Source organism: Pseudomonas sp. PLMAX (assembly GCF_046042685.1).
Classification (GTDB): Bacteria; Pseudomonadota; Gammaproteobacteria; order Pseudomonadales; family Pseudomonadaceae; genus Aquipseudomonas; species Aquipseudomonas putida_AE.
Genome location: NZ_CP064949.1, coordinates 6057417 through 6081586, shown reverse-complemented (window position 1 = coordinate 6081586; position 24170 = coordinate 6057417). Strand labels below are relative to the sequence as shown.

Here is a 24170-nt window from a genome sequence, read left to right as displayed (position 1 = left end):
TTAATGGCTCAGGCCGTACTTTTTCACTTTGTCGAACAGCGTGGTCTTGGCCATGCCCAGTTCCAGGCTGGCCTGGGTCAGGTTGCCGCCGCTGCGTTGCAAGGCATCGCTCAGCAGGTTGCGCTCGAAGGCCTCGACCGCTTCGGCGAAGGCCAGGCCTTGGGCGCTGCCGCCCGCACCGGGTTTCTTGAATGCTGGCAGGCCCAGGGCAAAGCGCTCGGCGACGTTGCGCAGTTCGCGCACGTTGCCCGGCCAGTCGTGGCTCATCAGGTTTGACAGGGTCTGGTTGTCCAGTTCCGGCGCGGCGCGGTCGAAGCGCAACGACGACTGCTGCAAGAAGTATTCGAACAATTGCAGGATGTCTTCGCGGCGCTCGCGCAGGGGCGGCAGTTCCAGGGTCACCACGTTGAGGCGGTAATACAGGTCGCTGCGAAATTCACCGGCCTTGCTCGACTGGTCGAGATCGGATTTGGTGGCCGCGATCACCCGGCAGTCCACCGCCACGCTCTGGTTCGAGCCGAGACGTTCGAGGGTGCGCTCCTGCAACACCCGCAACAGTTTGATCTGCAGGGGCAGGGGCATGCTTTCCACTTCGTCGAGGAACAGCGTGCCGCCGTCGGCGTGTTCGATCTTGCCGATCCGCCGTTTGCCGGCGCCGGTGAAGGCGTTGGCTTCGTGGCCGAAGATCTCGCTTTCGAAGAGGTTTTCCGGCAGGCCGCCGCAGTTGAGCGCGACGAATTGCCGGGTGTGGCGACGACTGAAGTCGTGCAGGCAGCGCGCGACCAGTTCCTTGCCGGTGCCGGTCTCGCCCTCGATCAGCACGTTGGCTGAAGTATCGGCGACATTGGCGATCAGTTCGCGCAGGTTCTGCATGGCCGGCGAGCGGCCGATGATCCGCCCTTCGAGGGAATCGCGCTCGGCCAGTTGCCGGCGCAACGACGAGACTTCCCGTGCCAGGCTGCGTTGCTCCAGGGCACGACGGGCGACATCCACCAGGCGTTCGGGCGAGAAGGGTTTCTCCATGAAGTCGTAGGCGCCTTTCTGCATGGCGCCGACGGCCATGGAAATGTCGCCGTGACCGGTAATCAGCACGACTGGCAGGCTGCGATCGCGGGCCTTGAGTCGGTTCAGCAGTTCCAGGCCATCGATGCCCGGCAGGCGAATGTCACTGATGACGATGCCGGCGAAGTTGTCGCCGACCCGTTCCAGGGCTTCCTCGGCGCTGCCGACACCGATGCAGGGAATGTCTTCCAGGGTCAGCGCCTGTTGGCAGCCGAGCAGCACATGGGGGTCGTCTTCGACGATCAATACACTAAGGTCGTTGTTCATATTGGCTCAGCGGGAGTGGGGCTTACCAACGGTAAACTGAGGACGAAAGCGGTACCACCGCTGGCCGGGTGCTCGACACCCAGGTGACCGCCAGTGGCGGCGGCCAGGCTCGCGGAGAGTGTCAGGCCGAGGCCCAGGCCTTGTTCGCCGGGCTTTGTGGTGAAAAACGGTTCGAACAGGTGCTTGCGCGCTTCGGCATCGATGCCGTGGCCATTGTCCCGTACGCGCAGCCGATATTTACCATCGAATACTTCGCCTTCGAGCCACAGTTCCGGCTGCGGTTGCGCCTGCATGGCGTCCAGGGCATTGCCGATCAGGTTGACCAGGATTTGCTCGAGGCGGGTCTGGTCGATCCGCACCTGCACATCGTCGAAGTGCCGATGCAATTGCAGATGGGCGCTTTCCACGCGCCCGCCGAGCAATTGCAAGGCGGCGTCCACGGCTTTGCCGAGACAGGCCTGGCCCTTGTCGTCACCGCGCCGGGCGAAGGAGCGCAGGCTGGCGGTGATCCGGCCCATGCGGTCGATCAATTCGTTGATGGTCTTGAGGTTGGTGCTGGCCACGTCAAGCTGACCGCGCTCGAGAAAACGCACGGTGTTGCCGGACAGGGTGCGCAACGCCGCCAACGGCTGGTTCAATTCGTGGGCGATGCTGGTGGACATCTGCCCGATCGCCGCGAGTTTTCCAGCCTGCACCAGTTCATCCTGGGCACGGCGCAGCGTCTCTTCGGCTTGGCGGCGTTCGCGGATCTGACCCTTGAGCCGTTCGTTGCTGGCGCGCAGGTCGGTGGTGCGTTCGGTAATCCGACGCTCCAGTTGATTGTTGGCTTCCTGCAAGGCTTCCCGGGCGGCCAGGCGAGTGGCGATCACCTTGCGCCGCTCGTTCCAGGCAATGAGCAGGAACGCCACCAGGGCAAATGCCACGGCGACCAGAATCCCCTGGTTGATCGCTTCTCGGCGCAAATCCTGGAGTGGCGTGAGCAGGGTGAAATTCCACGGTGTATCGCTCAAGGGCCGGGTTTGCGACAGGTAGCTGATGTTTTCATCATCGGAGACCAGCTCGCTGTTGGCGGGGAAGGTGAGTTTTTCCACGCCCTCGGACAGGGTTTCCCGGGCCAGCGGTTGCAATTCGTTCAGCGGAAACCAGTAGTACTGGAGACTGCGGGCGAGTTTTTCCTTGGTGTCTTCGCTCAGCGGCACCACTGACTTGAGGCGTCGCGCCGGGTCGCTGGAGAGAATGATGATGCCGTTCTCGTCGCTGACGAAGGCTTCCAGGCGCGCTCGCTGCCAGCGTTCTTCCATGGCTTCGAGGCGCACCTTGACCACCGCGACGCCAATGATCTTGCCGTGTTCTTCCAGGCCATGGGCCAGGTAGTAACCGGGTTCGCCGTTGGTGCTGCCGATGCCATAGAAACGTCCGGGCTGGCCGCGCACGGCGTTCTGGAAATAGGCACGGAAGGACAGGTCTTCGCCCAGGTAACTGTCGACATCGCGCCAGTTGCTGGTGGCCATGACACGGCCGGTGGTGTCCATCACGTAGATGGCCCGGCTGCGGCTGCGCCGGTTCAGGCCTTCGAGGTAATCGTTGACGGTCTGCCGGTGTTCCGGCGTCGGGTCGGCCAGCAGCCTGGAAACACTGGTTTCGAGTTCCAGCAGGCTGGGCAGGTAGGTGTACTTGCTGATCTCGCTTTCGACGGCGCGGGCGTGCAGTTCCAGCTGGCGCTGGCCGTTTTCGCCGAGGCTGCGGATGCCATAGTGTTCACTGGTCCAGAAGCCGATATAACCCAGTCCGATCATCAGCGCGATGATCAGCGGCGGCAGGAACAGATGGCGAATCAGGCGGGGTTTCACGGCGAGTGATGGCGACGTGGCGCGATAGAGAGTGGGGTCGCATTTCATCACAGATGCCTTGGGTCAACCACAACACAAATCTTGAAATCACCGCTGACCCAATGTGGGAGCGGTGTTTTCTTAGTGTTGCAGAATCTTGTTGAGGAAGTGCTGCGTACGCTCGGCACGGTGGCTGATGTCGCCGAAGAACTCCTCTTTCTTGCAGTCTTCGATGATCTTGCCCTGGTCCATGAAGATCACGCGGTCGGCCACTTTGCGGGCGAAGCCCATTTCGTGGGTCACGCACATCATGGTCATGCCTTCGTGGGCCAGTTGCACCATCACGTCCAGCACTTCGTTGACCATTTCCGGGTCCAGCGCCGAGGTCGGTTCGTCGAACAGCATGACGATCGGGTCCATCGCCAGCGCACGGGCAATCGCCACACGCTGCTGCTGACCGCCGGACAGTTGGCCCGGGTGCTTGTGGGCGTGCGCTGAGAGGCCGACACGTTCGAGCAGTTGCAGGCCTTTCTTGGTGGCCTCTTCCTTGCTGCGGCCCAACACCTTGATCTGTGCGATGGTCAGGTTTTCAGTGATGGTCAGGTGCGGGAACAATTCGAAATGCTGGAACACCATGCCCACCCGCGAACGCAGTTTCGGCAGGTTGGTCTTCGGGTCGGCGATGGACGTACCGTCGACCACGATGTCGCCTTTCTGGAACGGTTCCAGGGCATTGACGCACTTGATCAGGGTCGATTTGCCGGAACCGGACGGCCCGCACACCACGATCACTTCGCCTTTCTTGACCTCGGTGCTGCAATCAGTCAGCACCTGGAAGTCCCCATACCACTTGTTGATGTTTTTGATAGAGATCATACGGCGAACCTTTTTTGCAGACGCTTGACCAGCTGCGAGGCGGCAAAGCTGATGATGAAGTACACGAGACCTGCGAAGATCAGGAACTCATTGGAGCGGCCAATGATGTCGCCACTGGCGCGCGAAGCATTGAGGAAATCCACCAGGCCGACGGCGTACACCAGCGAGGTGTCCTGGAACAGGATGATGCTCTGCTGCAGCAACAGCGGGGTCATCTTGCGGAACGCCTGCGGCAGGATGATCAGGCGCATCATCTGGCCATAGCTCATGCCCAGCGCCTGGGCGGCACCCATCTGCCCCTTGGGAATCGACTGCACACCGGCGCGGACGATTTCGCAGAAGTACGCCGCTTCGAACATCATGAACGCCACGATGCAGGAGGTGAACGCACCGATCGGGGTGTCTTCGCCGGTGATCCAGCGCAGCACGAACGGCACCGCCAGGTAGAACCAGGTAATCACCAGCAGCAACGGGATCGAGCGGAAATAGTTGACGTAGGCACCGGCAATGTTCGACAGCAGTTTGCTGTGGGACAGGCGCATCAACGCCAGGATGGTGCCGAGGATGATCCCGCCGACCACGCCCATGACCATCAGCTTGAGGGTCATGACCATGCCGTTCCACAGGCCGGGAATGGCCGGGACGATGCCCGAGAAGTCGAATTCCATCATTTACCCCCTACGGAAATCAGGCCAGGCACGGCGACTTTCTTCTCGACCAGGCGCATCAGCAACATCAGGCTCATGTTCAGGGTGAAGTAGATCAGCGTGGCCAGGGTGAAGGCTTCGAACAGGTTCGCGGAGAACTCGGCGGTCTGTTTGGTCTGCGCGAGCAGCTCCATCAGACCGATCAGCGAGGCCACGGAGGTGTTCTTGAAGACGTTCAGGAATTCCGAGGTGAGCGGCGGAATGATGATCCGGTAGGCCTGGGGCAGCAGCACGTTCCAGTAGATCTGCGGCAACTTGAAGCCCATGGCGCGGGCAGCGGATTCCTGGCCGCGGGGCAGCGCCTGGATACCGGTGCGCACCTGTTCGCAAACCCGTGCGGTGGTGAACAGGCCCAGGCACACGACGACGCTGAGGAAAGCCGAGGTGGTCGGATTCAAGTCCTGCTTGTACCACTCCTGCAGGTCGGCTGGCAGCAGGTCGGGTACCAGGAAGTACCAGATGAACAGCTGAACCAGCAGCGGCACGTTACGAAAGAGTTCGACGTAGCAGGTGGCGATGCCCGATACGATGCGGTTCGGCACGGTACGCATGACACCCAGGATCGAACCCAGTGTCAGGGCAATGATCCAGGCCGCGATGGCGATGCCGATGGTCCAGGCCAGACCGGACACGTACCAGTCGAGATACGTCTCGCTGCCCACGCCGGTGGACTTGAAGAACACGCTCCAGTCCCAGTTGTAATTCATTAGGGTCTCCCCTCAGATCGATCGATGTACAGGTACCCGCTTGGGGGAAGCTCCGTTCCCGCCTGATCTTTACGATCAGGCACACGCTCCCGGCTCGACAGCCACCGGTTCGAGTGTTTCCCAAAAATGCCAGCAGGAAGTGACCACCTCCTGAAAGGGCCAGGGCCCTCCCAGGAGATAAGGTTAGTCAGAAATCAGGATTTCTTGTCGTCAGCCGCTTTATCGGTCGGATTGGCGATCAGGGCCTTGAGCTCGTCGCTCATCGGGAAGTTCAGGTTCAGGTTCTTTGGCGGAATTGGCTGCATGAACCATTTTTCGTAGATCTTGTTGATCTCGCCCGACGCGTAGGTGGCCTTGATGGCGTCATCCACGGCCTTTTTGAACGGCTCGTCGCCTTTGCGCACCATGCAGCCGTAGATTTCGTAGGACTGTGGAGTGCCGGTCACGGCCCAGTCACTGGCCTTCTTGGCCTTGGCCGCTTCACCGGCCAGTAGGGCGTCGTCCATCATGAAGGCCACGGCACGGCCGGTTTCCAGCATCTGGAACGACTCGCCATGGTCTTTGGCGGAGATGACGTTCATGCCCATCTGCTTGTCGGCGTTCATCGCCTTGAGGATGCGCTCGGACGTGGTGCCGGCGGTGGTCACGACGTTCTTGCCAGCCAGGTCCGGGAAATCCTTGTACTTGGAATCTGCCTTGGACAGCAGGCGAGTACCGATTTCGAAGATGCCGACGGAGAAGTCAACCTGCTGCTGGCGTTCGACGTTGTTGGTGGTCGAACCGCATTCCAGGTCCACGGTGCCGTTCTGCACCAGCGGGATACGGGTTTGCGAGGTGACCAGGTTGTACTTGACCTGCAGGTTCGGCAGGTCCAGGTCTTTTTTCAGGGCTTCGACGACTTTCAGCTGGATGTCGTGGGAGTAGCCGACCGGTTTGCCGGAGGCGTCCGCGATGTAGGAGAAAGGAATGGAAGCGTCACGATGCCCGAGGGTGATGACACCGGACTCTTTGATCTTCTTCAGGGTGCCGGTGAGTTCGGCGGCGAAAACTGGCGTGCTGATCAGAGCGGCAGCAATGGCTGCGCCCAGGATATGGGGAACGATGCGCATCAAATTTTCCTCGACATTGTTTTTTTTATGGAGCCAGTTCTTCGGCCCTTTTGTGCTTCGAATGCCTGACGGCTCCTGAAGTGTTGGCGCAACAGGCATTCGTCCAAGAGTGTAGAGCATGACTCGTGCCAGGCCAGGCAGTACGACATATTTTGTTGATTTATAAGGAGATTAAATTTTTATGGAGGGCATTTTGGGGCAGAAGAAATCCGGTTTACCGAATCGACCACCAAGTCGCGTTCGGAAAACCGAATGCGCATGTGGGAGCCCGGCTTGCCGGCGAAGGCGCCCGACAGACTGGCGCAAGTCTTGAGGACGCCTCGCCGGCAAGCCGGGCTCTACAAAGGAGGGGAAATCAGGCCGCTTCGATCTTGCTGCGGTTCTGCTCGACCTTGCTCAGGTAATCCGCGAGCCTCTGCTGCTGCTCAGGAGTGGTGAACAAACCGAGTTTGCTGCGACGCCACAGAATGTCGTGGGCGCTGGTCGCCCACTCTTCGCTGCACAGGTAATCGACCTCACGGGTGTAGAGACCGCCGCCAATGTGTTCGCCCATGTCATTGAGGCTTTGTACGCCTTCGAGCATGCGCCAGGTGCGACTGCCGTAGGTGGTGGCCCAGCGGCGCGAGATTTCGCTGGGGATCCAGTCATACTTGTCGCGGATCAGCGAGCTCAGTGCCTGCGGTGTGCTCATGTCTTCGCCGCCTGGCAGGGTGGCGGTGGCGGTCCAGCTTGGCTTGATCTGCGGGAAGTGCGGGGCCAGTTGCGCCAGCGCCGATTCGGCCAGCTTGCGGTAAGTGGTCAGCTTGCCGCCGAACACCGACAGCAGGGGCGCTTCCTCGCCGCTGCCCGACAGCGCCAGGGTGTAGTCGCGGGTGACGGCCGACGGGTTGTCGGACTCGTCGTTGCACAGCGGACGAACGCCGGAATAGCTGTGCACGACATCGTCGCGGCTGATCTGCTTCTTGAAGTGGGCGTTGACCACTTGCAGCAGGTACTCGGTTTCCGCCTCGGTGATCGCCACTTTGGCCGGATCGCCGGTGTACTCACGGTCGGTGGTGCCGATCAGGGTGAAGTGATTGAGGTACGGAATGGTGAAGACGATGCGCTGATCTTCGTTTTGCAGGATGTGCGCATGATCGCCTTCGTACAGTTTCGGCACGATCAGGTGACTGCCCTGGATCAGGCGGATGCCATACGGCGATTCCATTTTCAGGTCGTCACGAATGAACTTGGCGACCCAGGGGCCGGCCGCGTTCACCAGCGCCTTGGCGCGGATCGAAAACAGGCTGCCATCGGCGCGTTCCAGGTGCAGGTGCCACAGGCCTTTGGTGCGGCGCGCGCTGACGCAACGGGTCTGGGTGTGGACGTGGGCGCCGTTTTCCCGGGCTGTCATGGCGTTCAGTACCACCAGGCGCGCATCGTCGACCCAGCAGTCGGAGTATTCGAAACCTTTGGTGATTTCGCTTTTCAGCGCACTGTTCGGGCCGAACTTCAGGCTTTTCGAACCCGCCAGTTTTTCCCGTTTGCCCAGGTTGTCATAAAGGAACAGGCCTGCGCGGATCATCCAGGCCGGACGCAGGTGCGGGCGATGGGGCAACACGAAGCGCATCGGCTTGACGATGTGCGGGGCCTTGGCCAGCAGCACTTCGCGCTCAGCCAGCGCTTCGCGAACCAGGCGGAATTCGTAATGTTCGAGGTAGCGCAGGCCGCCGTGGATCAGCTTGCTGCTGGCCGACGAGGTGTGGCTGGCCAGATCATCCTTTTCGCAAAGGAACACCGAAAGGCCGCGACCGGCGGCATCTGCCGCGATCCCTACGCCATTGATGCCGCCACCGATGACGGCGATATCGTAGACCTCGGCGAGAGGCGGCGTAGGCAAGGTAGTAGTGGGCATCGGCTAAGGCCTCGGAATTCTTTGATTTTCTGTATTTGAATTCGAACATTAATGTTCATTTGCGAAAATCTTAGCCCATAAAGACGCCCACAGCCAGTCGCATTCGATTGAAAAAACTGATCGAAGGGCGGTTAAAGGAAAATATTCGAACATAAAAGCAAAGATCGCAGCCTTCGGCAGCTCCTACAGGGATATGCAAAACCTGTAGGAGCTGCCGAAGGCTGCGATCTTTGATGTTGAGAAGGGTTAAACGACTTCGAGTCGAATCTTGTGCTGATGCAACAACTGGGTCAGCGCCGGCACCGGCTCCTGGTCGGTGACCAGACAATCGATCAGGCTGATCGGTCCCAGGCGGATCATGGCGTTGCGCCCGAACTTGCTGGAGTCGGCGGCGAGAATCACCTTGCGGGCGTTGGCGATGATCGCCTGGGATACCCGCACTTCCTGATAATCGAAATCCAGCAGGCTGCCGTCTTCGTCGATGCCGCTGATGCCGACCAGGGCAAAGTCGACCTTGAACTGGTTGATGAAGTCGACGCTGGCCTGGCCGACCACGCCACCGTCACGCCGCACATTGCCCCCGGTCAGCAGCACGTCGAAGTCGTCCTTGGCGCTGAGCATCGAGGCCACATGCAGGTTGTTGGTGATGATCTTCAGGTGATTGTGGTTGAGCAGGGCGCGGGCAATGGATTCGGTGGTGGTTCCGATATTGATGAACAGCGAGGCGTGGTCGGGGATCTGCGCGGCGATGGCTTCGCCGATGCGCTGTTTCTCATCGCGCATCTGATCGGCGCGCATGGCGTAGGCGGTGTTTTCAACACTGGAATCGTAAGCCGCGCCACCGTGGTAGCGGCGCAACAGATTGGCTTCCGCCAGTTGATTGATATCGCGGCGGATGGTCTGCGGGGTAACAACGAACAGCGTGGCCATTTCCTCGATGCTGACATAACCGCGTTCACGGACCAGTTCGAGGATTTGCTGCTGACGGGGAGGCAGATTCATGGGGCGTCCTTTGGGCTGCCGTGCAAAATTTGCCCATGATGCCGCAGGAATCTGCTCCCTACCAGTTACATACAGATACGAGCCTGTATCGCGGTTTATTCAGCTTCGTCTTCCGCCGCCCAATCGCGGGTGCGGCTGACCGCTTTTTTCCACCCTGCGTAGAGTTTTTCCTTCGCCGTTTCATCCAGCGTCGGCTCGAACTTGCGCTCGATCACTGCCTTGCCACGCAATTCGTCCAGGCTGCCCCAGAAACCGCAGGCCAGGCCCGCCAGGTAAGCGGCGCCGAGTGCCGTGGTTTCGCGCATCTGCGGGCGCTCGACCTGAGTGCCGAGGATGTCGGCCTGGAACTGCATCAGGAAATTGTTCGCCACCGCGCCGCCGTCCACACGCAGGGCCTTGAGGCGTTCGCCGGAGTCCTGTTGCATCGCATCGAGCACGTCGCGAGTCTGGTAGGCAATCGACTCCAGCGCGGCGCGGATGATGTGATCGACGCGCACGCCGCGGGTCAGGCCGAACAGCGCGCCACGGGCATAGGGGTCCCAGTACGGCGCGCCGAGGCCGGTGAAGGCCGGCACCAGATACACGCCGTTGCTGTCCTTGACCTTGTTGGCGAAGTATTCGGTGTCGTGGGCATCGTTGATGATCTTCAGCTCGTCGCGCAGCCATTGCACGGTGGAGCCGCCGTTGAACACTGCGCCTTCCAGCGCGTAGGCGACTTCGCCACGGGGGCCGCAGGCGATGGTGGTGAGCATGCCGTGGTTGGATTTCACGGCTTTGTCACCGGTGTTCATCAACAGGAAGCAACCGGTGCCGTAGGTGTTTTTCGCCTGCCCGGCCTCGACACACATCTGACCGAACAGCGCGGCCTGTTGGTCGCCGGCGATACCACCGATGGCGATGCCGCTTTTGGTGTGACCGTAGATTTCCGACGACGACTTCACTTGCGGCAGCATTTCCCGCGGGATATCCAGCACTTCCAGCATCTTCGCATCCCACTCCAGGGTGTGGATGTTGAAGAGCATGGTGCGCGAGGCGTTGGTGTAGTCGGTGACGTGCACCTTGCCGCCGGTAAATTTCCAGATCAGCCAGCTGTCGACGGTGCCGAACAACAGCTCGCCGTTGCGCGCGCGTTCGCGGCTGCCTTCGACGTTGTCGAGAATCCACTTGAGCTTGGTGCCGGAGAAGTACGGGTCGGTGACCAGGCCCGTGGTGTCGCTGATGTATTGCTCGTGGCCATCGCGTTTGAGCTGCTGGCAAATCTCGGTGCTGCGTCGGCATTGCCAGACGATCGCGTTGTAGATCGGTCGGCCGGTGTTCTTGTCCCAGACCACGGTGGTTTCACGCTGGTTGGTGATGCCGATGGCCGCGACTTGGTCGTGGTGCAGTCCCGCTTGCGCCAGGGCTTCGACCATCACCGCACTCTGGGTGGCGAAGATTTCCATCGGGTCATGTTCGACCCAGCCGGCTTGCGGATAATGCTGCGCGAACTCGCGCTGGGCGGTGCAGACCACGTTGGCGTCGCGATCGAAAATGATCGCGCGCGAGCTGGTCGTACCCTGATCGAGGGCAATGATGTAGTTCTTGTTCTGAGTGTCGGTCATGTCGATTGCCTTGGACGAAATAGGGGAGTGAAGCCTGGCGCGCGAGCAAAATGGGCAGGGTCGCGCACCAAGGGTATCAAGAGGTTCTGGGCTTGCCGTCAATGGCTGGTGTTGCATCCTTTGTAGCAGGTGCGACGTCAGGCAGGTGACGGGCAATCAAGCCGCGGTAGGCGGCAGCCCCCAGGCAGGCACCGACAATCGGTGCAAATACCGGAACCAGGAAGTACGGAATATCGCGGCCGCCAGTGAAGGAAATTTCACCCCAGCCGGCGAAGAAAGTCATCAGTTTAGGGCCGAAGTCCCGTGCCGGGTTCATCGCGAAACCGGTCAGTGGCCCCATCGAACTGCCAATCACCGCAATCAGCAGACCGATCAGGATCGGTGCCAGCGGGCCATTGGGCAGGCCATTGTTATCATCGGTCAGCGACATGATCACGCCCATCAGGATGGCGGTGATGATCACTTCGACCAGGAATGCCTGGGCGGTGGACAGGCTTGGGTTAGGGAATGTGGAAAACACCGACGCCAACTCAAGGCTGGCTGCGGAGCCGCGAACCATTTGGTGAGTTTGTTCGAAATCGAAGAATAGGTTGCTGTACAGCGTGTACACCAGCAAGGCGCCGCAAAAGGCGCCAGCCACCTGGGCGATGATATAAAAAGGCAGTTTGCGCTTTTCGAAGTCGGCAAAAATGCTCAGCGCGATGCTCACGGCAGGGTTCAGATGAGCGCCGGAAACCCCTGCGGTCAAATAGATTGCCATGCTCACGCCGACACCCCAGATAATGCTGATTTCCCACAGGCCAAAGCTGGCACCCGCGACCTTGAGCGCGGCAACGCACCCAGTGCCGAAGAAGATCAGCAGCGCAGTTCCCAGGAACTCGGCCATGCATTGGCTCGAGAGTGACGGTTGTTGTAAAGCAGTTGTCATTGAAACCTCATTGTTTTTCTTGTCTGACGCTTTCATTCCAGCAGGGTCAAAGCGCGTTCTTGATTGAGGCAGGATCCCCATCCTGTTCCCGTTTTACAGCTGGGCACTGCGGTAGGACTTTTCATTCAGATTCAGAAACGAAAAAATATAGACAAGAAACGCTGCTGTCAAAGGTCGAAAGTGAACCGTCGGTCACAAATAATCTATAAGTTGTGTGAATGACCGCGTCAGCAAGTGGCCGGGGCGCTTTTTTGCAACGGTTCGGCGATAGAGCCTTTTGTGGATCAATGTCTTAGAATCCGGCGCAGGATTTTTCCACTGCCACCCAGTCTGGAGCTGTCATGACACCCGCATTGGATTTGCTGAAAAAGGTTCGGGCCGAACACCGCGTGCACAGTTATGAACATGACCCGAAGGCGGCTTCCTATGGCTTGGAAGCCGCGGAGAAGCTCGGACTGGACCCGGCGCAGGTGTTCAAGACCCTGCTGGCGGCCAGTGAGAAAGGCGAGTTGCTGGTGGCGGTGGTGCCGGTTGGCGGAAGCCTGGACTTGAAGGGGCTGGCGCATGCGGCCGGGGTGAAGAAAGTCGAAATGGCCGACCCTGCGGCGGCCCAGCGCTCCACCGGTTATCTATTGGGGGGTATCAGCCCGCTGGGGCAGAAGAAGCGCTTGCGCACCTTTATCGACAGTTCGGCTCAGCCATTGGCGAGCATCTTTGTCAGTGCGGGACGGCGGGGGCTGGAAGTCGAACTGGCACCGGCGGTGCTGGCGGAGCATACCCAGGCGAAATTTGCCGAGATTGGCCGTGCTTGAACTGTAGGAGCGAGCTTGCTCGCGATGGACGTCAGGGCACCGCGTGCATTCAGGCAGCCCTCGTTATCGTTGACCACCATCGCGAGCAAGCTCGCTCCTACAGGGGGATCAGTGCGCAGGGCTGTAGCGCCGCACCCCTGAATCAACCGGCGGAATCTGCGCCGCCATGCTGCCGGACGCCTGGAACAGCACCAGGTGTTCCGCCGCGACACGAATGCCGACCTCTGCGCCGACCAGATGATCGACATGGCTCGGGAAGATCGATTCCAGTTGCGCGCCCGTCGGCATTTGCAGGCGATAAAGCGTCGAGGCGCCCTGGAAAGACTTGCCGACAATCCGCGCCTTCAAGGCACTGTCGGGCGCATAAACGATATCGTCCGGACGCAGCAAGACATCCACCGCACCGCCGACCGGCCAGGTGTAGGCACGGTTGCCGCGCAATTCTCCGAGCTCCGTCTGCACCGACTCCGGGCTGCTCAGCTGACCGCGGATGAAGTAACCCTGGCCGATGAAGCTGGCCACATAGGGCGTCAGCGGTTCGTGATAGAGGTTGTAGGGCGTATCCCACTGCTCCAGCCGGCCTTCCTTGAACACGCCGACATGATCGCTGACTGCGAAGGCTTCTTCCTGATCGTGGGTCACCAGGATCGCACTGGTGCCGCGGGCCTTGAGAATGTCGCGCACCTCATGGCTGAGCTTGCGGCGCAATTCACCGTCGAGGTTGGAGAAGGGTTCGTCCAGCAACAGCAATTGCGGTTCGGGCGCCAATGCACGCGCCAGGGCGACCCGTTGCTGCTGGCCACCGGAAAGCTCGTGGGGGTAGCGCTTGCCGAGGTTTTTCAGGTTGACCAACTCGAGCAGTTCTTCGGTGACGCGATCCTTGTTCGGATGTTTGCGAATGCCGAAGGCGATGTTGTCGGCCACGGTCAAATGCGGGAATAGCGCGTAATCCTGGAACACCATGCCAATCCGGCGTTTCTCTGGCGCGAGGGTGAAACCGGCACTGGAGATGGTCTCGCCCGCCAGCTGGATATCCCCTTCGTGCACCGGTTCGAAGCCGGCGATGGCGCGCAGGGTGGTGGTCTTGCCGCAGCCTGAAGAGCCCAGCAGGCAACCGATGTCGCCGGCGTTCAGGTGCAGGTTGAGGTTTTGCACCACGCGCTGGTCTTGATAGCCGCAGGCGAGGTTGCGCAGGTTAAGCAGTAATGGCTGGCTCATGCGTGGTGGTACGCCGGTTCGACGAGGAACTCGAGCAGGGCTTTTTGCGCATGCAGACGGTTTTCGGCTTGATCCCAGGCCACCGAGCGTTTGTCATCGAGCAGGTCGACGCTGATTTCCTCGCCACGGTGTGCTGGCAGGCAGTGCATGAACAGCACGTCGTCAGCGGCCAGGTCGAGCAGGGCGCAGTTGACCTGATACGGGGCGAACAGCTGAAGGCGCTTGGCGGTTTCCTCTTCCTGGCCCATGGAGGTCCAGACGTCGGTGCTCACCAGGTGTGCACCCCGCACGGCTTCCTTCGGATCGCGAACGATGGTGACTCGATCGCCGGCCTTGGCCACGAATTCTGGATTAGGTTCATAGCCTTCCGGGCAGGCAACGCGCAACTGGAAGTCGAACTGGATCGCCGCTTCTATATAGCTGTTGCACATGTTGTTGCCGTCGCCGATCCAGGCCACGGTCTTGCCCTGGATCGAGCCACGGTGTTCGAGGAACGTCTGCATGTCGGCCAGCAACTGGCACGGGTGCAGGTCGTCGGACAGGCCGTTTATCACCGGCACGCGGGAGTTGGCGGCGAATTCGGTCAGGTTGCTGTGGGCAAAGGTGCGGATCATCACGGCGTCGAGCATGCTCGACATGACGATCGCGCAGTCGCCGATCGGCTCGCCACGGCCCAGCTGGGTATCGCGAGGCGACAGGAAGATCGCCTGGCCACCGAGCTGGATCATGCCGGCTTCGAAGGAAATTCGGGTGCGGGTCGAGGACTTTTCGAAAATCATCCCGAGCACGCGGTTTTTCAAGGGCTCGAACAGTACGCCGCGGTTACGCAGGTCTTTGAGCTCAACGCCTCGACGGATCACGCTGACCAGCTCTTCGGGCGTGCAATCCATCAGGGAGAGAAAGTGCCTTGCGCTCATCATTGACTACCTTTTTGCTACAAACCGCAGATGCTCAAAGCCTTGTTTAACGGAACAACGGGCGAGACCTGCGGCGTAAGCCGCACGGGGCGACGAAATAGGGGAAGGCGCGATCTTATAATTAAATGTCGCGTCTTACCAATAGGGCTACGGTTTTTAGGGGATTCGGAGGGGCTATGGGGTGACCGCGATAGCGCTTTTGAAGCCTGTTTCCTGACTGCAGCCAGGCATTTGTACACCGGCGCCGTGGAGGTTTGCAAACAAGCGGGACGGTAATGGTGTTGGGACAGTCGGTTTCCAGGTGCCGCCAGGACTGCCGTCGAGCTGATTGCCGGCGGTTATCGGCAGGCCTGATGGCCGCCGATTCACAAGACGAACGTCGCTGGCGCGGTGGCAGGGCAGGCGCCATAGTTTTGTTCCCGCGGTCGCTATTGCCCGCCCAGAACAAGACAGAGACTGGCCATGACCAAGACTCTCCATCACCGTGCGTGCCATTTGTGTGAAGCCATCTGTGGCCTGACCATCGAAACCACTGAGCTCGAAGGCCACCTGCAGATCACCTCGATCAAGGGCGACTCCCAGGATACGTTTAGCCGCGGCCATATCTGCCCCAAGGCGGTGGCCCTGCAAGACATCCAGAACGATCCGGATCGCCTGCATCGACCGATGCTGCGGGTGGGCAGCGAATGGCAGCCGATCGAGTGGGACGCCGCCTTCGACCTTGTGGCCGAACGCCTGGCGGCGATTCAGGAGCGCCACGGGCAAAATGCGGTGGCGGTTTACCAGGGCAACCCCAGCGTGCACAACTATGGGTTGATGACCCACAGCAATTACTTTCTTGGCCTGCTGAAAACCCGCAACCGGTTTTCTGCGACGTCGGTCGATCAGTTGCCGCATCACCTGACCAGTCACTTGATGTACGGCCACGGTCTGCTGTTGCCAATACCGGACATCGATCACACCGACTTCATGCTGATCCTCGGCGGCAACCCGCTGGCCTCCAACGGCAGCATCATGACCGTGCCGGATGTGGAAAAACGCTTGAAGGCGATCCAGGCCCGGGGCGGCAAAGTGGTGGTGGTCGACCCGCGTCGCAGCGAAACGGCGGCGATCGCCGACCAGCATCTGTTCGTGCGTCCCGGTGGCGATGCGGCGCTTTTGTTCGGTCTGCTCAATACCTTGTTCGCCGAAGGCCTGGCCCGCGACAGTCATTTGCCGGTGGACGGTCTGGATGAGGTACGCGAAGCCGTGGCAGGTTTCAGCGCCGAAGCCATGAGTCCATTGTGCGCGGTGCCTGCGGAGCAGATCCGCCAGTTGGCCCGGGATTTTGCCGCAGCGCCGAGCGCGGTTTGCTACGGCCGCATGGGCGTCTCGACCCAGGCGTTCGGCACGCTGTGCCATTGGCTGGTGCAGTTGATCAACCTGGTCACCGGCAACCTCGACCGCGTCGGTGGTGCCTTGTGCACCGAGCCGGCGGTGGATCTGGTGGCCTCGACCTCGGGCGGGCATTTCAATCTGTGGCAGAGCCGGGTGTCCGGGCGTCCTGAGTATGGCGGTGAGCTGCCGGTGTCGGCCTTGGCCGAAGAGATGCTGACTGAAGGCGAAGGGCAGGTTCGCGCGTTGATCACCGTGGCGGGCAACCCGGTGTTGTCCACTCCCAATGGCCGCCAGCTGGAACAGGCCCTGGACGGCCTGGAGTTCATGGTCAGCATTGACCTGTACATCAATGAAACCACGCGTTATGCCGACCTGATCCTGCCGTCCACCTCAGCGCTGGAAAACGATCATTACGACACCACCTTCAATATGTTCGCGGTGCGCAACGTCAGCCGTTTCAATCGCGCCATCCTGCCCAAGCCTGAAGGCGCCTTGCACGATTGGGAGATTTTTGTCGGCTTGGCCAAGGCGTTCGCGGCCAGGACGGGCAAGGAATTGAAGCCCACCATCGCCCCGGCGCAGATGATCGACCGCGGTTTGCGCATGGGCCTGTACGGCGATGCGTCGCCGCACAAGCTGTCACTGGCCACTCTGTTCGATCATCCTCATGGGATTGACTTGGGCGCGCTGAAATCCAACCTGGCGTCCCGGCTGAAAACCGCCAACCAGCGAATCCAGGCGGCCCCCGGCGCCATAATCGCCGACCTGGCGCGCTTCGCCGCATTGCAGGCGCCGACCACCGATGAGTTGTTGATGATCGGCCGGCGACATGTGCGCAGCAACAACTCGTGGATGCATAACTTTCACCGCCTGGTGAAGGGCAAGCCGCGTCATCAGTTGTTGATGCATCCAGAGGACCTTGCCAGTCGCGGGCTCACCGACGGGCAGCGGGTGCGGGTCAGTTCGCGGGTCGGGGTCATCGAGGTGGAAGTCCTGGCCAGCCTGGATATGATGAAAGGAGTGGTCAGCCTTCCGCACGGTTGGGGCCACGCGCGGCCGGGGGTGCAAATGAGCATCGCCAGCGGCCAGCCGGGTTCCAGCGCCAATGACCTGACCGACGAGTGTCAGCTCGATGAATTGTCGGGCAACGCGGCGTTGAACGGTGTGCCGGTGACCGTGGTAGCGGCCTGATCGCATCTGACGGAGAGACCGAGCAGGGCGCTCGGCTTTCCGTTACAATGCGCCACCGTGCCGACCCATGAGTCGGAAAGTTCAGCCGAGGTGCTCCATGGATATCATCGAAACGATTAAAGAGCAGATTGCCAACAACACCATTCTGCTTTACATGAAAGGCTCGCCGAATGCCCCGCAGTGCGGCTTCTCCGCGAAAGCATCGCAGGCCGTGATGGCGTGTGGCGAAAAATTTGCGTACGTGGATATCCTGCAGAACCCGGAAATCCGCGCCAACCTGCCAAAATACGCCAACTGGCCAACCTTCCCGCAACTGTGGGTAGCGGGCGAGCTGGTCGGCGGTAGCGACATCATGACTGAGATGTCCGCTGACGGTTCGCTGCAGTCCCTGATCAAGGACGCGGCGGCCAAAGCGGCGGCAGCCAAGACCGAAGCCTGATACTCGGGCATCGAAAAACCCTTCACGGTTATTCGTGAAGGGTTTTTTTTCGCCCGGGAAAAATCATCGGCACACATGACCGGGTTGCCCTCCTGGATGAAGCTGACTAACATGTCAGAAAATTCATCCTATGATTGGATGACAGGGCGAATCCTATGTCAGACATTGCTCCATTAGTTAAACGCTCGCTGGTCGATCAGGCCCTGGAGCAGTTGCGCTTGCGCATCAACCAGGGCGCCTGGGCGGTGGGGCAGCGCCTGCCAACCGAACCCGAGCTGTCCGCCGAACTGGGCATCAGTCGCAACACGGTGCGCGAAGCCATGCGGGTGCTGGCGTTTTCCGGGTTGATCGAGATTCGCCAGGGTGACGGCAGTTACCTGCGGGCCCTGGTCGACCCGCTGGACACCCTCAAGGCGCTGTCCCGCTGCTCGCTCGAGCAGGCGCGGGAAACCCGGCACATCCTCGAAGTCGAGGCCATCGGCCTGGCCGCCCTGCGTCGTACCGATGAGGACCTGGTGGCATTGCGCGAGGCACTGGGCGTCAGCGGCAGCCACTATCACGGCGATCTCGATACCTACATTGCCTGTGACCTGGTGTTCCACCGCCGCCTGGTGGACGCCGCGCACAACCCGACCCTCAGCGAGCTGTATCGCTATTTCTCCAGCGTTGTCGGCGAGCAATTGCGCCACTGCCTGAACATCACGCCAGGGCGCCAGGAGGTCTTCGATCTGCACGTCGAACTGCTCGATGCCGTGGAGCAACGCGACCCGGAACGGGCCAAAGCCCTGTCGAGGCAGTTGATCAATGAACCTTGAAACAGAGAACACCATGTCCAGAGATCTCCCATCCCCCAAGCGCACGGCAGAGCTGGAAGAGTTGCTGATCGACGCCGAGGCCGATGACGAACAGGTCCAGCAAACCCAGCCGCTCCTGGTCCGGCCGTGGCTATTGCTGCTGGGATTGATCCTGGTGGCGCTGAACCTGCGCCCGGCGCTGTCGAGCATGGCGCCGATGCTCAGCGAAGTATCGAAAAGCCTGGGCCTGTCGGCGTCGCAGGCCGGGTTGCTGACCACCTTGCCGGTGCTCTGCCTCGGCCTGTTCGCGCCGCTGGCGCCAGTGCTGGCGCGTCGTTTCGGCGCGGAGCGGGTGGTGCTGGGCATTCTCCTGACCCTGGCGGGCGGGATCATCCTGCGCAGTTCCTTTGGCGAGATCGGCCTGTTCGCCGGCAGCGTACTGGCCGGCGCCAGCATCGGTGTGATCGGTGTATTGCTGCCTGGCATCGTCAAGCGTGACTTCGCCAAACAGGCCGGGACCATGACCGGCGTCTACACCATGGCCCTGTGCCTCGGTGCGGCCATGGCGGCGGGCGCGACGGTGCCGCTGAGCGAACACTTCGACAAGAGCTGGGCAATGGGGCTCGGTTTCTGGGTGATTCCCGCGCTGGTCGCGGCGATTTTCTGGTTGCCCCAGGTCGGGCAGAAGCACGGCGCGCACAACGTGGCCTATCGGGTTCGCGGCCTGCTGCGCGACCCGCTGGCCTGGCAAGTGACCTTGTACATGGGCCTGCAATCGTCCCTGGCCTACATCGTGTTCGGCTGGTTGCCGTCGATCCTGATCGGTCGTGGCCTGACCCCGACCCAGGCCGGCCTGGTGCTCTCCGGTTCGGTGATCGTTCAGTTGGTTAGCTCCCTCGCCGCGCCCTGGTTGGCGACGCGCGGCAAGGACCAGCGCCTGGCGATCGTGATCGTCATGGCGCTGACCCTGGGTGGTCTGTTCGGTTGCCTGTACGCGCCGATCGAAGGCCTGTGGGGTTGGGCGATCGTACTGGGCCTGGGGCAGGGCGCCACGTTCAGCCTGGCGTTGACCCTTATCGTGCTGCGCTCGCGGGACTCCCATGTGGCGGCGAACCTGTCGAGCATGGCCCAGGGCTTCGGTTACACCCTGGCGTCGATGGGGCCATTCGCGGTCGGCATCGTGCACGACTGGACCGGTGGCTGGAACGCCGTGGGCTGGATCTTCGGCGTCATCGGCCTGGGTGCGATCATCGCCGGCCTCGGTGCCGGGCGCGCACTGTACGTACAAGTCGAAAGCGAAAAGGTCTGACCCCTGCGCACTGTCGGTATTCGCCTGGCGAATGCCGATAGTGTTCGGCGTATTTGCAGACTATCGTGCAGGCCATCCATCGATTGAACGGAGCCTGCCCATGAGTGATGCCCACAGCGCATTGATCACCCAGTTCTACCAAGCCTTCCAACGGCTGGATGCCGAGGCCATGAGCGCCTGCTATACCGATGACGTGGTGTTCAGTGATCCGGCGTTCGGCGAGCTTCGCGGGCGCGACGCGGGTGATATGTGGCGGATGCTGACCACCCGGGCCAAGGATTTTTCCCTGACCTTCGATGACGTTCGTGCGGATGAGCGCACCGGTGCTGCTCATTGGGTGGCGACGTACCTGTTCAGCCAGACTGGCAACACCGTGGTCAACGACATCCAGGCACGATTCGTCTTTCGCGACGGCAAGATTTGCGAGCATCACGATCACTTTGATTTGTGGAAGTGGTCGCGTCAGGCGCTGGGTTTCAAAGGCCTGCTGCTGGGTTGGAGTCCGCTGGTGCGCAACGCCGTCCGCGCGCAGGCCCGAAAGGGGCTGAAGGCATTCCAGGCCAGTCGCTGATAAGATCGCGGCTTGTTTCCTTTCAAGCCTTGATCGTGCCGTGACCACCCTCAGCGAAAATCCTCCCGACGCCGATTCACCGGTGAGCAAACCCTGGTTCGTCTACCTCGTGCGGGCGGCCAACGGATCGCTCTACTGCGGGATCAGTGACGATCCTGTGCGCCGCTTCGCCACTCACCAGAGCGGCAAGGGCGCGCGCTTTTTTCTCTCCAGCCCGGCCGTGGCGCTGGTCTATACCGAACTCTGCCGCGACAAAAGCGACGCGCTGCGCCAGGAGCGGCTGATCAAGAAACTCAGGAAAAGCGCGAAGGAATGCCTGGTGGCCAGCGCCGCCGCCGGCTTATCAATCTGACTGATAAGTTCCCATCAGGTGGATCTGTAGGCTGCCCTGCGAATGCGCGTTAAGCTGCGGACTCCTGATTCCTGCGGCGGAGCCGAGCATGTCCGAGTTGATTCTGCATCATTACCCGACGTCCCCTTTCGCCGAAAAAGCCCGGCTGCTCCTGGGTTTCAAGGGGTTGTCCTGGCGCTCGGTGACGATCTCGCCCGTGATGCCCAAGCCCGATCTCACCGCCTTGACCGGTGGTTATCGCAAGACTCCGGTGTTGCAGATCGGTGCGGACATCTATTGCGACACCGCCATGATCGCCCGTCGCCTTGAGCAGGAAAAAGCCCTGCCGGCGTTCTTCCCCGAGGGGCAGGAAATGATCGCCGCGTCCTTCGCGGCGTGGGCCGATTCGGTGGTGTTCCAGCATGCGGTCAGCCTGGTGTTCCAGCCGGAATCGATAGCGGTGCGTTTCGGCAATATGCCGCCGGAAGCGATCAAGGCGTTCATCGCCGACCGGGCGGGCCTGTTCAGTGGCGGCAGTGCCACCCGCTTGTCCGCCGAGCAGGCCAGGCACCAATGGCCGACGATCATGGCGCGCCTGGAGCAGCAGCTGCAGCGCGAAGAGGGGGATTACCTGTTCGGCGAGCCGTCGATTGCCGACTTTGCCATGGCTCACCCGCTGTGGTTCCTCAAGGCAACGCCCGTGACCTCGCCGCTTGTGGATAACTATCCGGCAGTCTCGGCGTGGTTGGCGCGGGTGCTGGGGTTTGGCCATGGTGCGCCGAGTGACATGACTTCCGAGGAAGCGCTGAGCGTGGCCCGCGACGCGACGCCTGCTGCATTGCCGGACGAGCAGTTTGCCGATCCGAATGGGTTTCGGACGGGGCAGCAGGTGGTGATCGCCGCGACTGACTACGGCGTTGATCCAGTGGCGGGGGAATTGGTGTTCGCGGGCAGCGAGGAATTGATTGTGCGTCGAGAAGACGAGCGCAGCGGCGTGGTGCATGTGCACGTTCCGCGATTTGGTTTCCGCATCGAAGCACAATAACCCCGCCATACACGACCTTGTAGGAGCTGGCTTGCCAGCGAAGACGGTGGTTCAGTCGACAAATGTACCGGCTGAACCACCGCATTCGCTGGCAAGCCAGCTCCTACAGGTCATTTCAAGGCTGCCAGAATCGCATCCGGGTCATACCCGCGAATCAACGTCCCGTTCACATCGATGATCGGAATCCCACCGCCCCCTAGCGCCTGATAGGCCTCGCGCGCCTCGGCATCCTTCTCGATATCAAACTCCTTGTAAGGGATACCTTTCTGATCGAGAAAGCGCCGGGTCAGCTTGCAGTAGCCGCACCACTCGGTGGCGTAGAGCACGACGTTGGCCTTGGCCTGGGTCTGCTCGGACACCACTTGCGAAGGGTTGAACACCCGCTCGATCTTGCCCCAGTTCTGATAGACCACGACCACCAGCAGGATCAGCAGGCATTTCTTCAGTACGCTGCCCAGCATCAGTTGCGGCGCTTGAGCTGGTCGGTGAGCGAGGTCGGCAGTCCCTTGATGATCAGGGTGCCGGCTTCTTCGTCGTACTCGATCTTCGAGCCCAGCAGGTGCGCTTCGAAGCTGATGGACAGGCCTTCGGCACGGCCGGTGAAGCGGCGGAACTGGTTCAGGGTGCGTTTATCGGCCGGGATCTCCGGCGACAGGCCGTAGTCCTTGTTGCGGATGTGGTCGTAGAAGGCTTTCGGGCGTTCTTCGTCGATCAACCCGGACAACTCTTCCAGGCCCATGGGCTCGCCGAGCTTGGCCTGGCTGCTGGCGTAGTCCACCAGGGTCTTGGTTTTTTCGCGAGCGTCGTCTTCGGGCAGGTCTTCGCTTTCGACGAAGTCACTGAAGGCCTTGAGCAGGGTGCGGGTTTCGCCGGGGCCGTCGACGCCTTCCTGGCAACCGATGAAGTCGCGGAAATACTCCGAGACTTTTTTGCCGTTCTTGCCCTTGATGAACGAGATGTACTGTTTGGACTGCTTGTTGTTCTGCCACTCGGACACGTTGATCCGTGCCGCCAGGTGTAATTGGCCCAGGTCCAGGTGCCGGGACGGGGTCACGTCCAGCTGTTCGGTCACCGCAACGCCTTCACTGTGGTGCAGCAGGGCGATGGCCAGGTAATCGGTCATGCCTTGCTGGTAGTGGGCGAACAGGACGTGGCCGCCGACCGAGAGGTTGGACTCTTCCATCAGCTTTTGCAGGTGCTCCACCGCCACGCGACTGAACGCGGTGAAATCCTTGCCGCCCTCGAAGTACTCCTTCAGCCAGCCGCTGAACGGATGCGCCCCGGATTCGGCATGGAAGAAACCCCAGGCCTTGCCTTGTTTCGCGTTGTAACTTTCGTTGAGGTCGGCAAGCATGTTCTCGATGGCGCTCGACTCGGCCAGCTCGGAGTCGCGAGCGTGCAGAACTGCTGGTGTGCCGTCGGGTTTTTTGTCGATCAGGTGGACGATGCAATGACGGATCGGCATGGGCTTCTCGGCTGATTGAAGACGGGAGGGCGCGCTCCCCGAAAAAGCGCCCAGTGTACCGCAACCACTGGATTTGGCGCGGTGCGAAGGGCATTTCCAGGGCGACCGGTGGTGCTTATGCGTTTTTTTCCCGATTTAGAGCAATAAAGCTGACCAATTGGGTAGCTAGAGGCGGATATTTCCCCGTCTCTGTGCTAGTTTTGCCCGGTCTTACGCGTAGTCACTGCGTTAAGCGTGCATTCAGCATTTGTCAGGTCGAACCAAACCCTGATTTCGGAATCTATAACCCCGATCCCGTGGTTATTCAACCGAGGGTGCCAGATCCAGAAGATCGGGCTCGATGGCTGACACTGCACTCTGCAATCCATATGAATTTGATAGGGAAGGAACACTACATGGCTCTTACTAAAGACCAACTGATCGCCGACATCGCTGAAGCTATCGACGCGCCGAAAACCACCGCGCGTAACGCTCTGGACCAACTGGGCCAAATCGTTGCCGATCAGCTGGAAAACGGCGGCGAAATCACTCTGCCAGGTATCGGCAAACTGAAAGTGACTGAGCGTCCTGCCCGTACTGGCCGTAACCCTTCGACTGGCGCTGCCATCGAAATCGCTGCCAAGAAAGTGATCAAGCTGGTTGTGGCCAAAGGCCTGACCGACGCTGTTAACAAGTAAGACTTGTTAAAAAAAGCCGTGCGCCGGAGCGATCCGGGCACG

General features: G+C 60.7%; 23 protein-coding genes. 9 read left to right on the top strand and 14 right to left on the bottom strand.

Annotated features, from left to right (window positions below; all coding sequences use genetic code 11):
- From DKB71_RS27685 to DKB71_RS27640, 10 genes are all read right to left on the bottom strand, one after another.
- The gene (locus DKB71_RS27685) at positions 1–1329 is read right to left on the bottom strand and encodes a sigma-54 dependent transcriptional regulator (protein WP_274074276.1); all 1329 of its coding nucleotides are present in this window, start codon (positions 1327–1329) and stop codon (positions 1–3) included.
- The gene (locus tag DKB71_RS27680) at positions 1326–3227 is read right to left on the bottom strand and encodes a sensor histidine kinase (protein WP_323627488.1); all 1902 of its coding nucleotides are present in this window, start codon (positions 3225–3227) and stop codon (positions 1326–1328) included. The genes DKB71_RS27685 and DKB71_RS27680 overlap by 4 nt, the downstream gene beginning before the upstream one ends.
- Positions 3228–3299: 72 nt before the next feature.
- The gene (locus DKB71_RS27675; protein WP_095197146.1) at positions 3300–4034 is read right to left on the bottom strand and encodes an amino acid ABC transporter ATP-binding protein; all 735 of its coding nucleotides are present in this window, start codon (positions 4032–4034) and stop codon (positions 3300–3302) included.
- A complete protein-coding gene (locus tag DKB71_RS27670; protein WP_274074278.1) occupies positions 4031–4702 on the bottom strand; it encodes an amino acid ABC transporter permease in 672 nt (223 codons plus the stop codon). Before DKB71_RS27670 ends, DKB71_RS27675 begins: the two co-directional genes overlap by 4 nt.
- A complete protein-coding gene (locus tag DKB71_RS27665; RefSeq protein WP_274074279.1) occupies positions 4702–5448 on the bottom strand; it encodes an amino acid ABC transporter permease in 747 nt (248 codons plus the stop codon). Before DKB71_RS27665 ends, DKB71_RS27670 begins: the two co-directional genes overlap by 1 nt.
- A gap of 194 nt (positions 5449–5642) precedes the next feature.
- The gene (locus tag DKB71_RS27660; RefSeq protein WP_008056636.1) at positions 5643–6557 is read right to left on the bottom strand and encodes a glutamate/aspartate ABC transporter substrate-binding protein; all 915 of its coding nucleotides are present in this window, start codon (positions 6555–6557) and stop codon (positions 5643–5645) included.
- A 355-nt stretch (positions 6558–6912) separates the two neighbouring features.
- Positions 6913–8451, bottom strand: a complete 1539-nt coding sequence (gene glpD / locus DKB71_RS27655; RefSeq protein ID WP_408598696.1) for a glycerol-3-phosphate dehydrogenase — start codon at positions 8449–8451, stop codon at positions 6913–6915.
- Positions 8452–8697: 246 nt separating this feature from the next.
- Entirely contained in the window at positions 8698–9453 is a 756-nt protein-coding gene (locus DKB71_RS27650) for a DeoR/GlpR family transcriptional regulator (RefSeq protein ID WP_408598695.1), read from the bottom strand.
- 95 nt (positions 9454–9548) lie between these two features.
- Complete coding sequence (gene glpK, locus DKB71_RS27645; RefSeq protein WP_323627482.1) at positions 9549–11054, bottom strand: glycerol kinase GlpK; 1506 nt, start codon at positions 11052–11054, stop codon at positions 9549–9551.
- A 76-nt stretch (positions 11055–11130) separates the two neighbouring features.
- Entirely contained in the window at positions 11131–11982 is an 852-nt protein-coding gene (locus DKB71_RS27640) for an MIP/aquaporin family protein (protein WP_408598694.1), read from the bottom strand.
- A 341-nt stretch (positions 11983–12323) separates the two neighbouring features.
- Here DKB71_RS27640 and ybaK point away from each other — a divergent pair, with 341 nt between their 5' ends.
- Positions 12324–12794, top strand: a complete 471-nt coding sequence (gene ybaK, locus DKB71_RS27635; protein WP_274074283.1) for a Cys-tRNA(Pro) deacylase — start codon at positions 12324–12326, stop codon at positions 12792–12794.
- Between the two features lie 108 nt (positions 12795–12902).
- On the opposite strand, the gene DKB71_RS27630 is transcribed toward ybaK, so the two are convergent.
- Both DKB71_RS27630 and argF read right to left on the bottom strand, forming a co-directional pair.
- The gene (locus DKB71_RS27630; protein ID WP_274074284.1) at positions 12903–14012 is read right to left on the bottom strand and encodes an ABC transporter ATP-binding protein; all 1110 of its coding nucleotides are present in this window, start codon (positions 14010–14012) and stop codon (positions 12903–12905) included.
- Complete coding sequence (gene argF / locus DKB71_RS27625) at positions 14009–14929, bottom strand: ornithine carbamoyltransferase (protein ID WP_274074285.1); 921 nt, start codon at positions 14927–14929, stop codon at positions 14009–14011. Before argF ends, DKB71_RS27630 begins: the two co-directional genes overlap by 4 nt.
- Before the next feature lie 462 nt (positions 14930–15391).
- On the opposite strand from argF, the gene DKB71_RS27620 reads away from it, so the two are divergent.
- The 7 genes from DKB71_RS27620 to DKB71_RS27590 all read left to right on the top strand — a co-directional run bounded on the left by DKB71_RS27620 (position 15392) and on the right by DKB71_RS27590 (position 21986).
- A complete protein-coding gene (locus tag DKB71_RS27620; protein ID WP_408598692.1) occupies positions 15392–17497 on the top strand; it encodes a molybdopterin oxidoreductase family protein in 2106 nt (701 codons plus the stop codon).
- Positions 17498–17594: 97 nt separating this feature from the next.
- Positions 17595–17936, top strand: coding sequence for a Grx4 family monothiol glutaredoxin (grxD, locus tag DKB71_RS27615; RefSeq protein WP_274074287.1), 342 nt, complete (start codon positions 17595–17597; stop codon positions 17934–17936).
- Between the two features lie 155 nt (positions 17937–18091).
- Positions 18092–18751, top strand: a complete 660-nt coding sequence (locus DKB71_RS27610) for a FadR/GntR family transcriptional regulator (protein ID WP_408598690.1) — start codon at positions 18092–18094, stop codon at positions 18749–18751.
- Positions 18741–20039, top strand: a complete 1299-nt coding sequence (locus DKB71_RS27605) for a CynX/NimT family MFS transporter (RefSeq protein WP_274074289.1) — start codon at positions 18741–18743, stop codon at positions 20037–20039. Before DKB71_RS27610 ends, DKB71_RS27605 begins: the two co-directional genes overlap by 11 nt.
- Positions 20040–20139: 100 nt before the next feature.
- Positions 20140–20610 (top strand): nuclear transport factor 2 family protein, encoded by a 471-nt coding sequence (locus tag DKB71_RS27600; RefSeq protein ID WP_274074290.1) that lies wholly within the window; start codon positions 20140–20142, stop codon positions 20608–20610.
- Between the two features lie 40 nt (positions 20611–20650).
- Positions 20651–20962, top strand: coding sequence for a GIY-YIG nuclease family protein (locus DKB71_RS27595; RefSeq protein ID WP_323606904.1), 312 nt, complete (start codon positions 20651–20653; stop codon positions 20960–20962).
- Between the two features lie 88 nt (positions 20963–21050).
- Complete coding sequence (locus DKB71_RS27590) at positions 21051–21986, top strand: glutathione S-transferase family protein (RefSeq protein ID WP_408598686.1); 936 nt, start codon at positions 21051–21053, stop codon at positions 21984–21986.
- 110 nt (positions 21987–22096) lie between these two features.
- Here DKB71_RS27590 and DKB71_RS27585 read toward each other — a convergent pair whose 3' ends face one another.
- Together DKB71_RS27585 and yejK are read right to left on the bottom strand one after the other, a co-directional pair.
- The gene (locus DKB71_RS27585) at positions 22097–22447 is read right to left on the bottom strand and encodes a glutaredoxin family protein (protein WP_323606902.1); all 351 of its coding nucleotides are present in this window, start codon (positions 22445–22447) and stop codon (positions 22097–22099) included.
- Positions 22447–23451 carry a nucleoid-associated protein YejK gene (yejK, locus tag DKB71_RS27580; RefSeq protein WP_274074294.1) on the bottom strand — a complete coding sequence of 335 codons (1005 nt, stop codon included), beginning with the start codon at positions 23449–23451 and terminating at the stop codon, positions 22447–22449. The genes DKB71_RS27585 and yejK overlap by 1 nt, the downstream gene beginning before the upstream one ends.
- Before the next feature lie 395 nt (positions 23452–23846).
- Here yejK and DKB71_RS27575 point away from each other — a divergent pair, with 395 nt between their 5' ends.
- Complete coding sequence (locus DKB71_RS27575; protein ID WP_007905514.1) at positions 23847–24128, top strand: HU family DNA-binding protein; 282 nt, start codon at positions 23847–23849, stop codon at positions 24126–24128.
- Positions 24129–24170: the final 42 nt, after the last annotated feature.

Bases quoted from the DNA above. Each gene is read 5' to 3' on its own strand.
- DKB71_RS27685 (WP_274074276.1), bottom strand. From the start codon at position 1,329: ATGAACAACGACCTTAGTGTATTGATCGTCGAAGACGACCCCCATGTG.
- DKB71_RS27680 (WP_323627488.1), bottom strand. From the start codon at position 3,227: ATGAAATGCGACCCCACTCTCTATCGCGCCACGTCGCCATCACTCGCC.
- DKB71_RS27675 (WP_095197146.1), bottom strand. From the start codon at position 4,034: ATGATCTCTATCAAAAACATCAACAAGTGGTATGGGGACTTCCAGGTG.
- DKB71_RS27670 (WP_274074278.1), bottom strand. From the start codon at position 4,702: ATGGAATTCGACTTCTCGGGCATCGTCCCGGCCATTCCCGGCCTGTGG.
- DKB71_RS27665 (WP_274074279.1), bottom strand. From the start codon at position 5,448: ATGAATTACAACTGGGACTGGAGCGTGTTCTTCAAGTCCACCGGCGTG.
- DKB71_RS27660 (WP_008056636.1), bottom strand. From the start codon at position 6,557: ATGCGCATCGTTCCCCATATCCTGGGCGCAGCCATTGCTGCCGCTCTG.
- glpD (WP_408598696.1), bottom strand. From the start codon at position 8,451: ATGCCCACTACTACCTTGCCTACGCCGCCTCTCGCCGAGGTCTACGAT.
- DKB71_RS27650 (WP_408598695.1), bottom strand. From the start codon at position 9,453: ATGAATCTGCCTCCCCGTCAGCAGCAAATCCTCGAACTGGTCCGTGAA.
- glpK (WP_323627482.1), bottom strand. From the start codon at position 11,054: ATGACCGACACTCAGAACAAGAACTACATCATTGCCCTCGATCAGGGT.
- DKB71_RS27640 (WP_408598694.1), bottom strand. From the start codon at position 11,982: ATGACAACTGCTTTACAACAACCGTCACTCTCGAGCCAATGCATGGCC.
- ybaK (WP_274074283.1), top strand. From the start codon at position 12,324: ATGACACCCGCATTGGATTTGCTGAAAAAGGTTCGGGCCGAACACCGC.
- DKB71_RS27630 (WP_274074284.1), bottom strand. From the start codon at position 14,012: ATGAGCCAGCCATTACTGCTTAACCTGCGCAACCTCGCCTGCGGCTAT.
- argF (WP_274074285.1), bottom strand. From the start codon at position 14,929: ATGAGCGCAAGGCACTTTCTCTCCCTGATGGATTGCACGCCCGAAGAG.
- DKB71_RS27620 (WP_408598692.1), top strand. From the start codon at position 15,392: ATGACCAAGACTCTCCATCACCGTGCGTGCCATTTGTGTGAAGCCATC.
- grxD (WP_274074287.1), top strand. From the start codon at position 17,595: ATGGATATCATCGAAACGATTAAAGAGCAGATTGCCAACAACACCATT.
- DKB71_RS27610 (WP_408598690.1), top strand. From the start codon at position 18,092: ATGTCAGACATTGCTCCATTAGTTAAACGCTCGCTGGTCGATCAGGCC.
- DKB71_RS27605 (WP_274074289.1), top strand. From the start codon at position 18,741: ATGAACCTTGAAACAGAGAACACCATGTCCAGAGATCTCCCATCCCCC.
- DKB71_RS27600 (WP_274074290.1), top strand. From the start codon at position 20,140: ATGAGTGATGCCCACAGCGCATTGATCACCCAGTTCTACCAAGCCTTC.
- DKB71_RS27590 (WP_408598686.1), top strand. From the start codon at position 21,051: ATGTCCGAGTTGATTCTGCATCATTACCCGACGTCCCCTTTCGCCGAA.
- DKB71_RS27585 (WP_323606902.1), bottom strand. From the start codon at position 22,447: ATGCTGGGCAGCGTACTGAAGAAATGCCTGCTGATCCTGCTGGTGGTC.
- yejK (WP_274074294.1), bottom strand. From the start codon at position 23,451: ATGCCGATCCGTCATTGCATCGTCCACCTGATCGACAAAAAACCCGAC.
- DKB71_RS27575 (WP_007905514.1), top strand. From the start codon at position 23,847: ATGGCTCTTACTAAAGACCAACTGATCGCCGACATCGCTGAAGCTATC.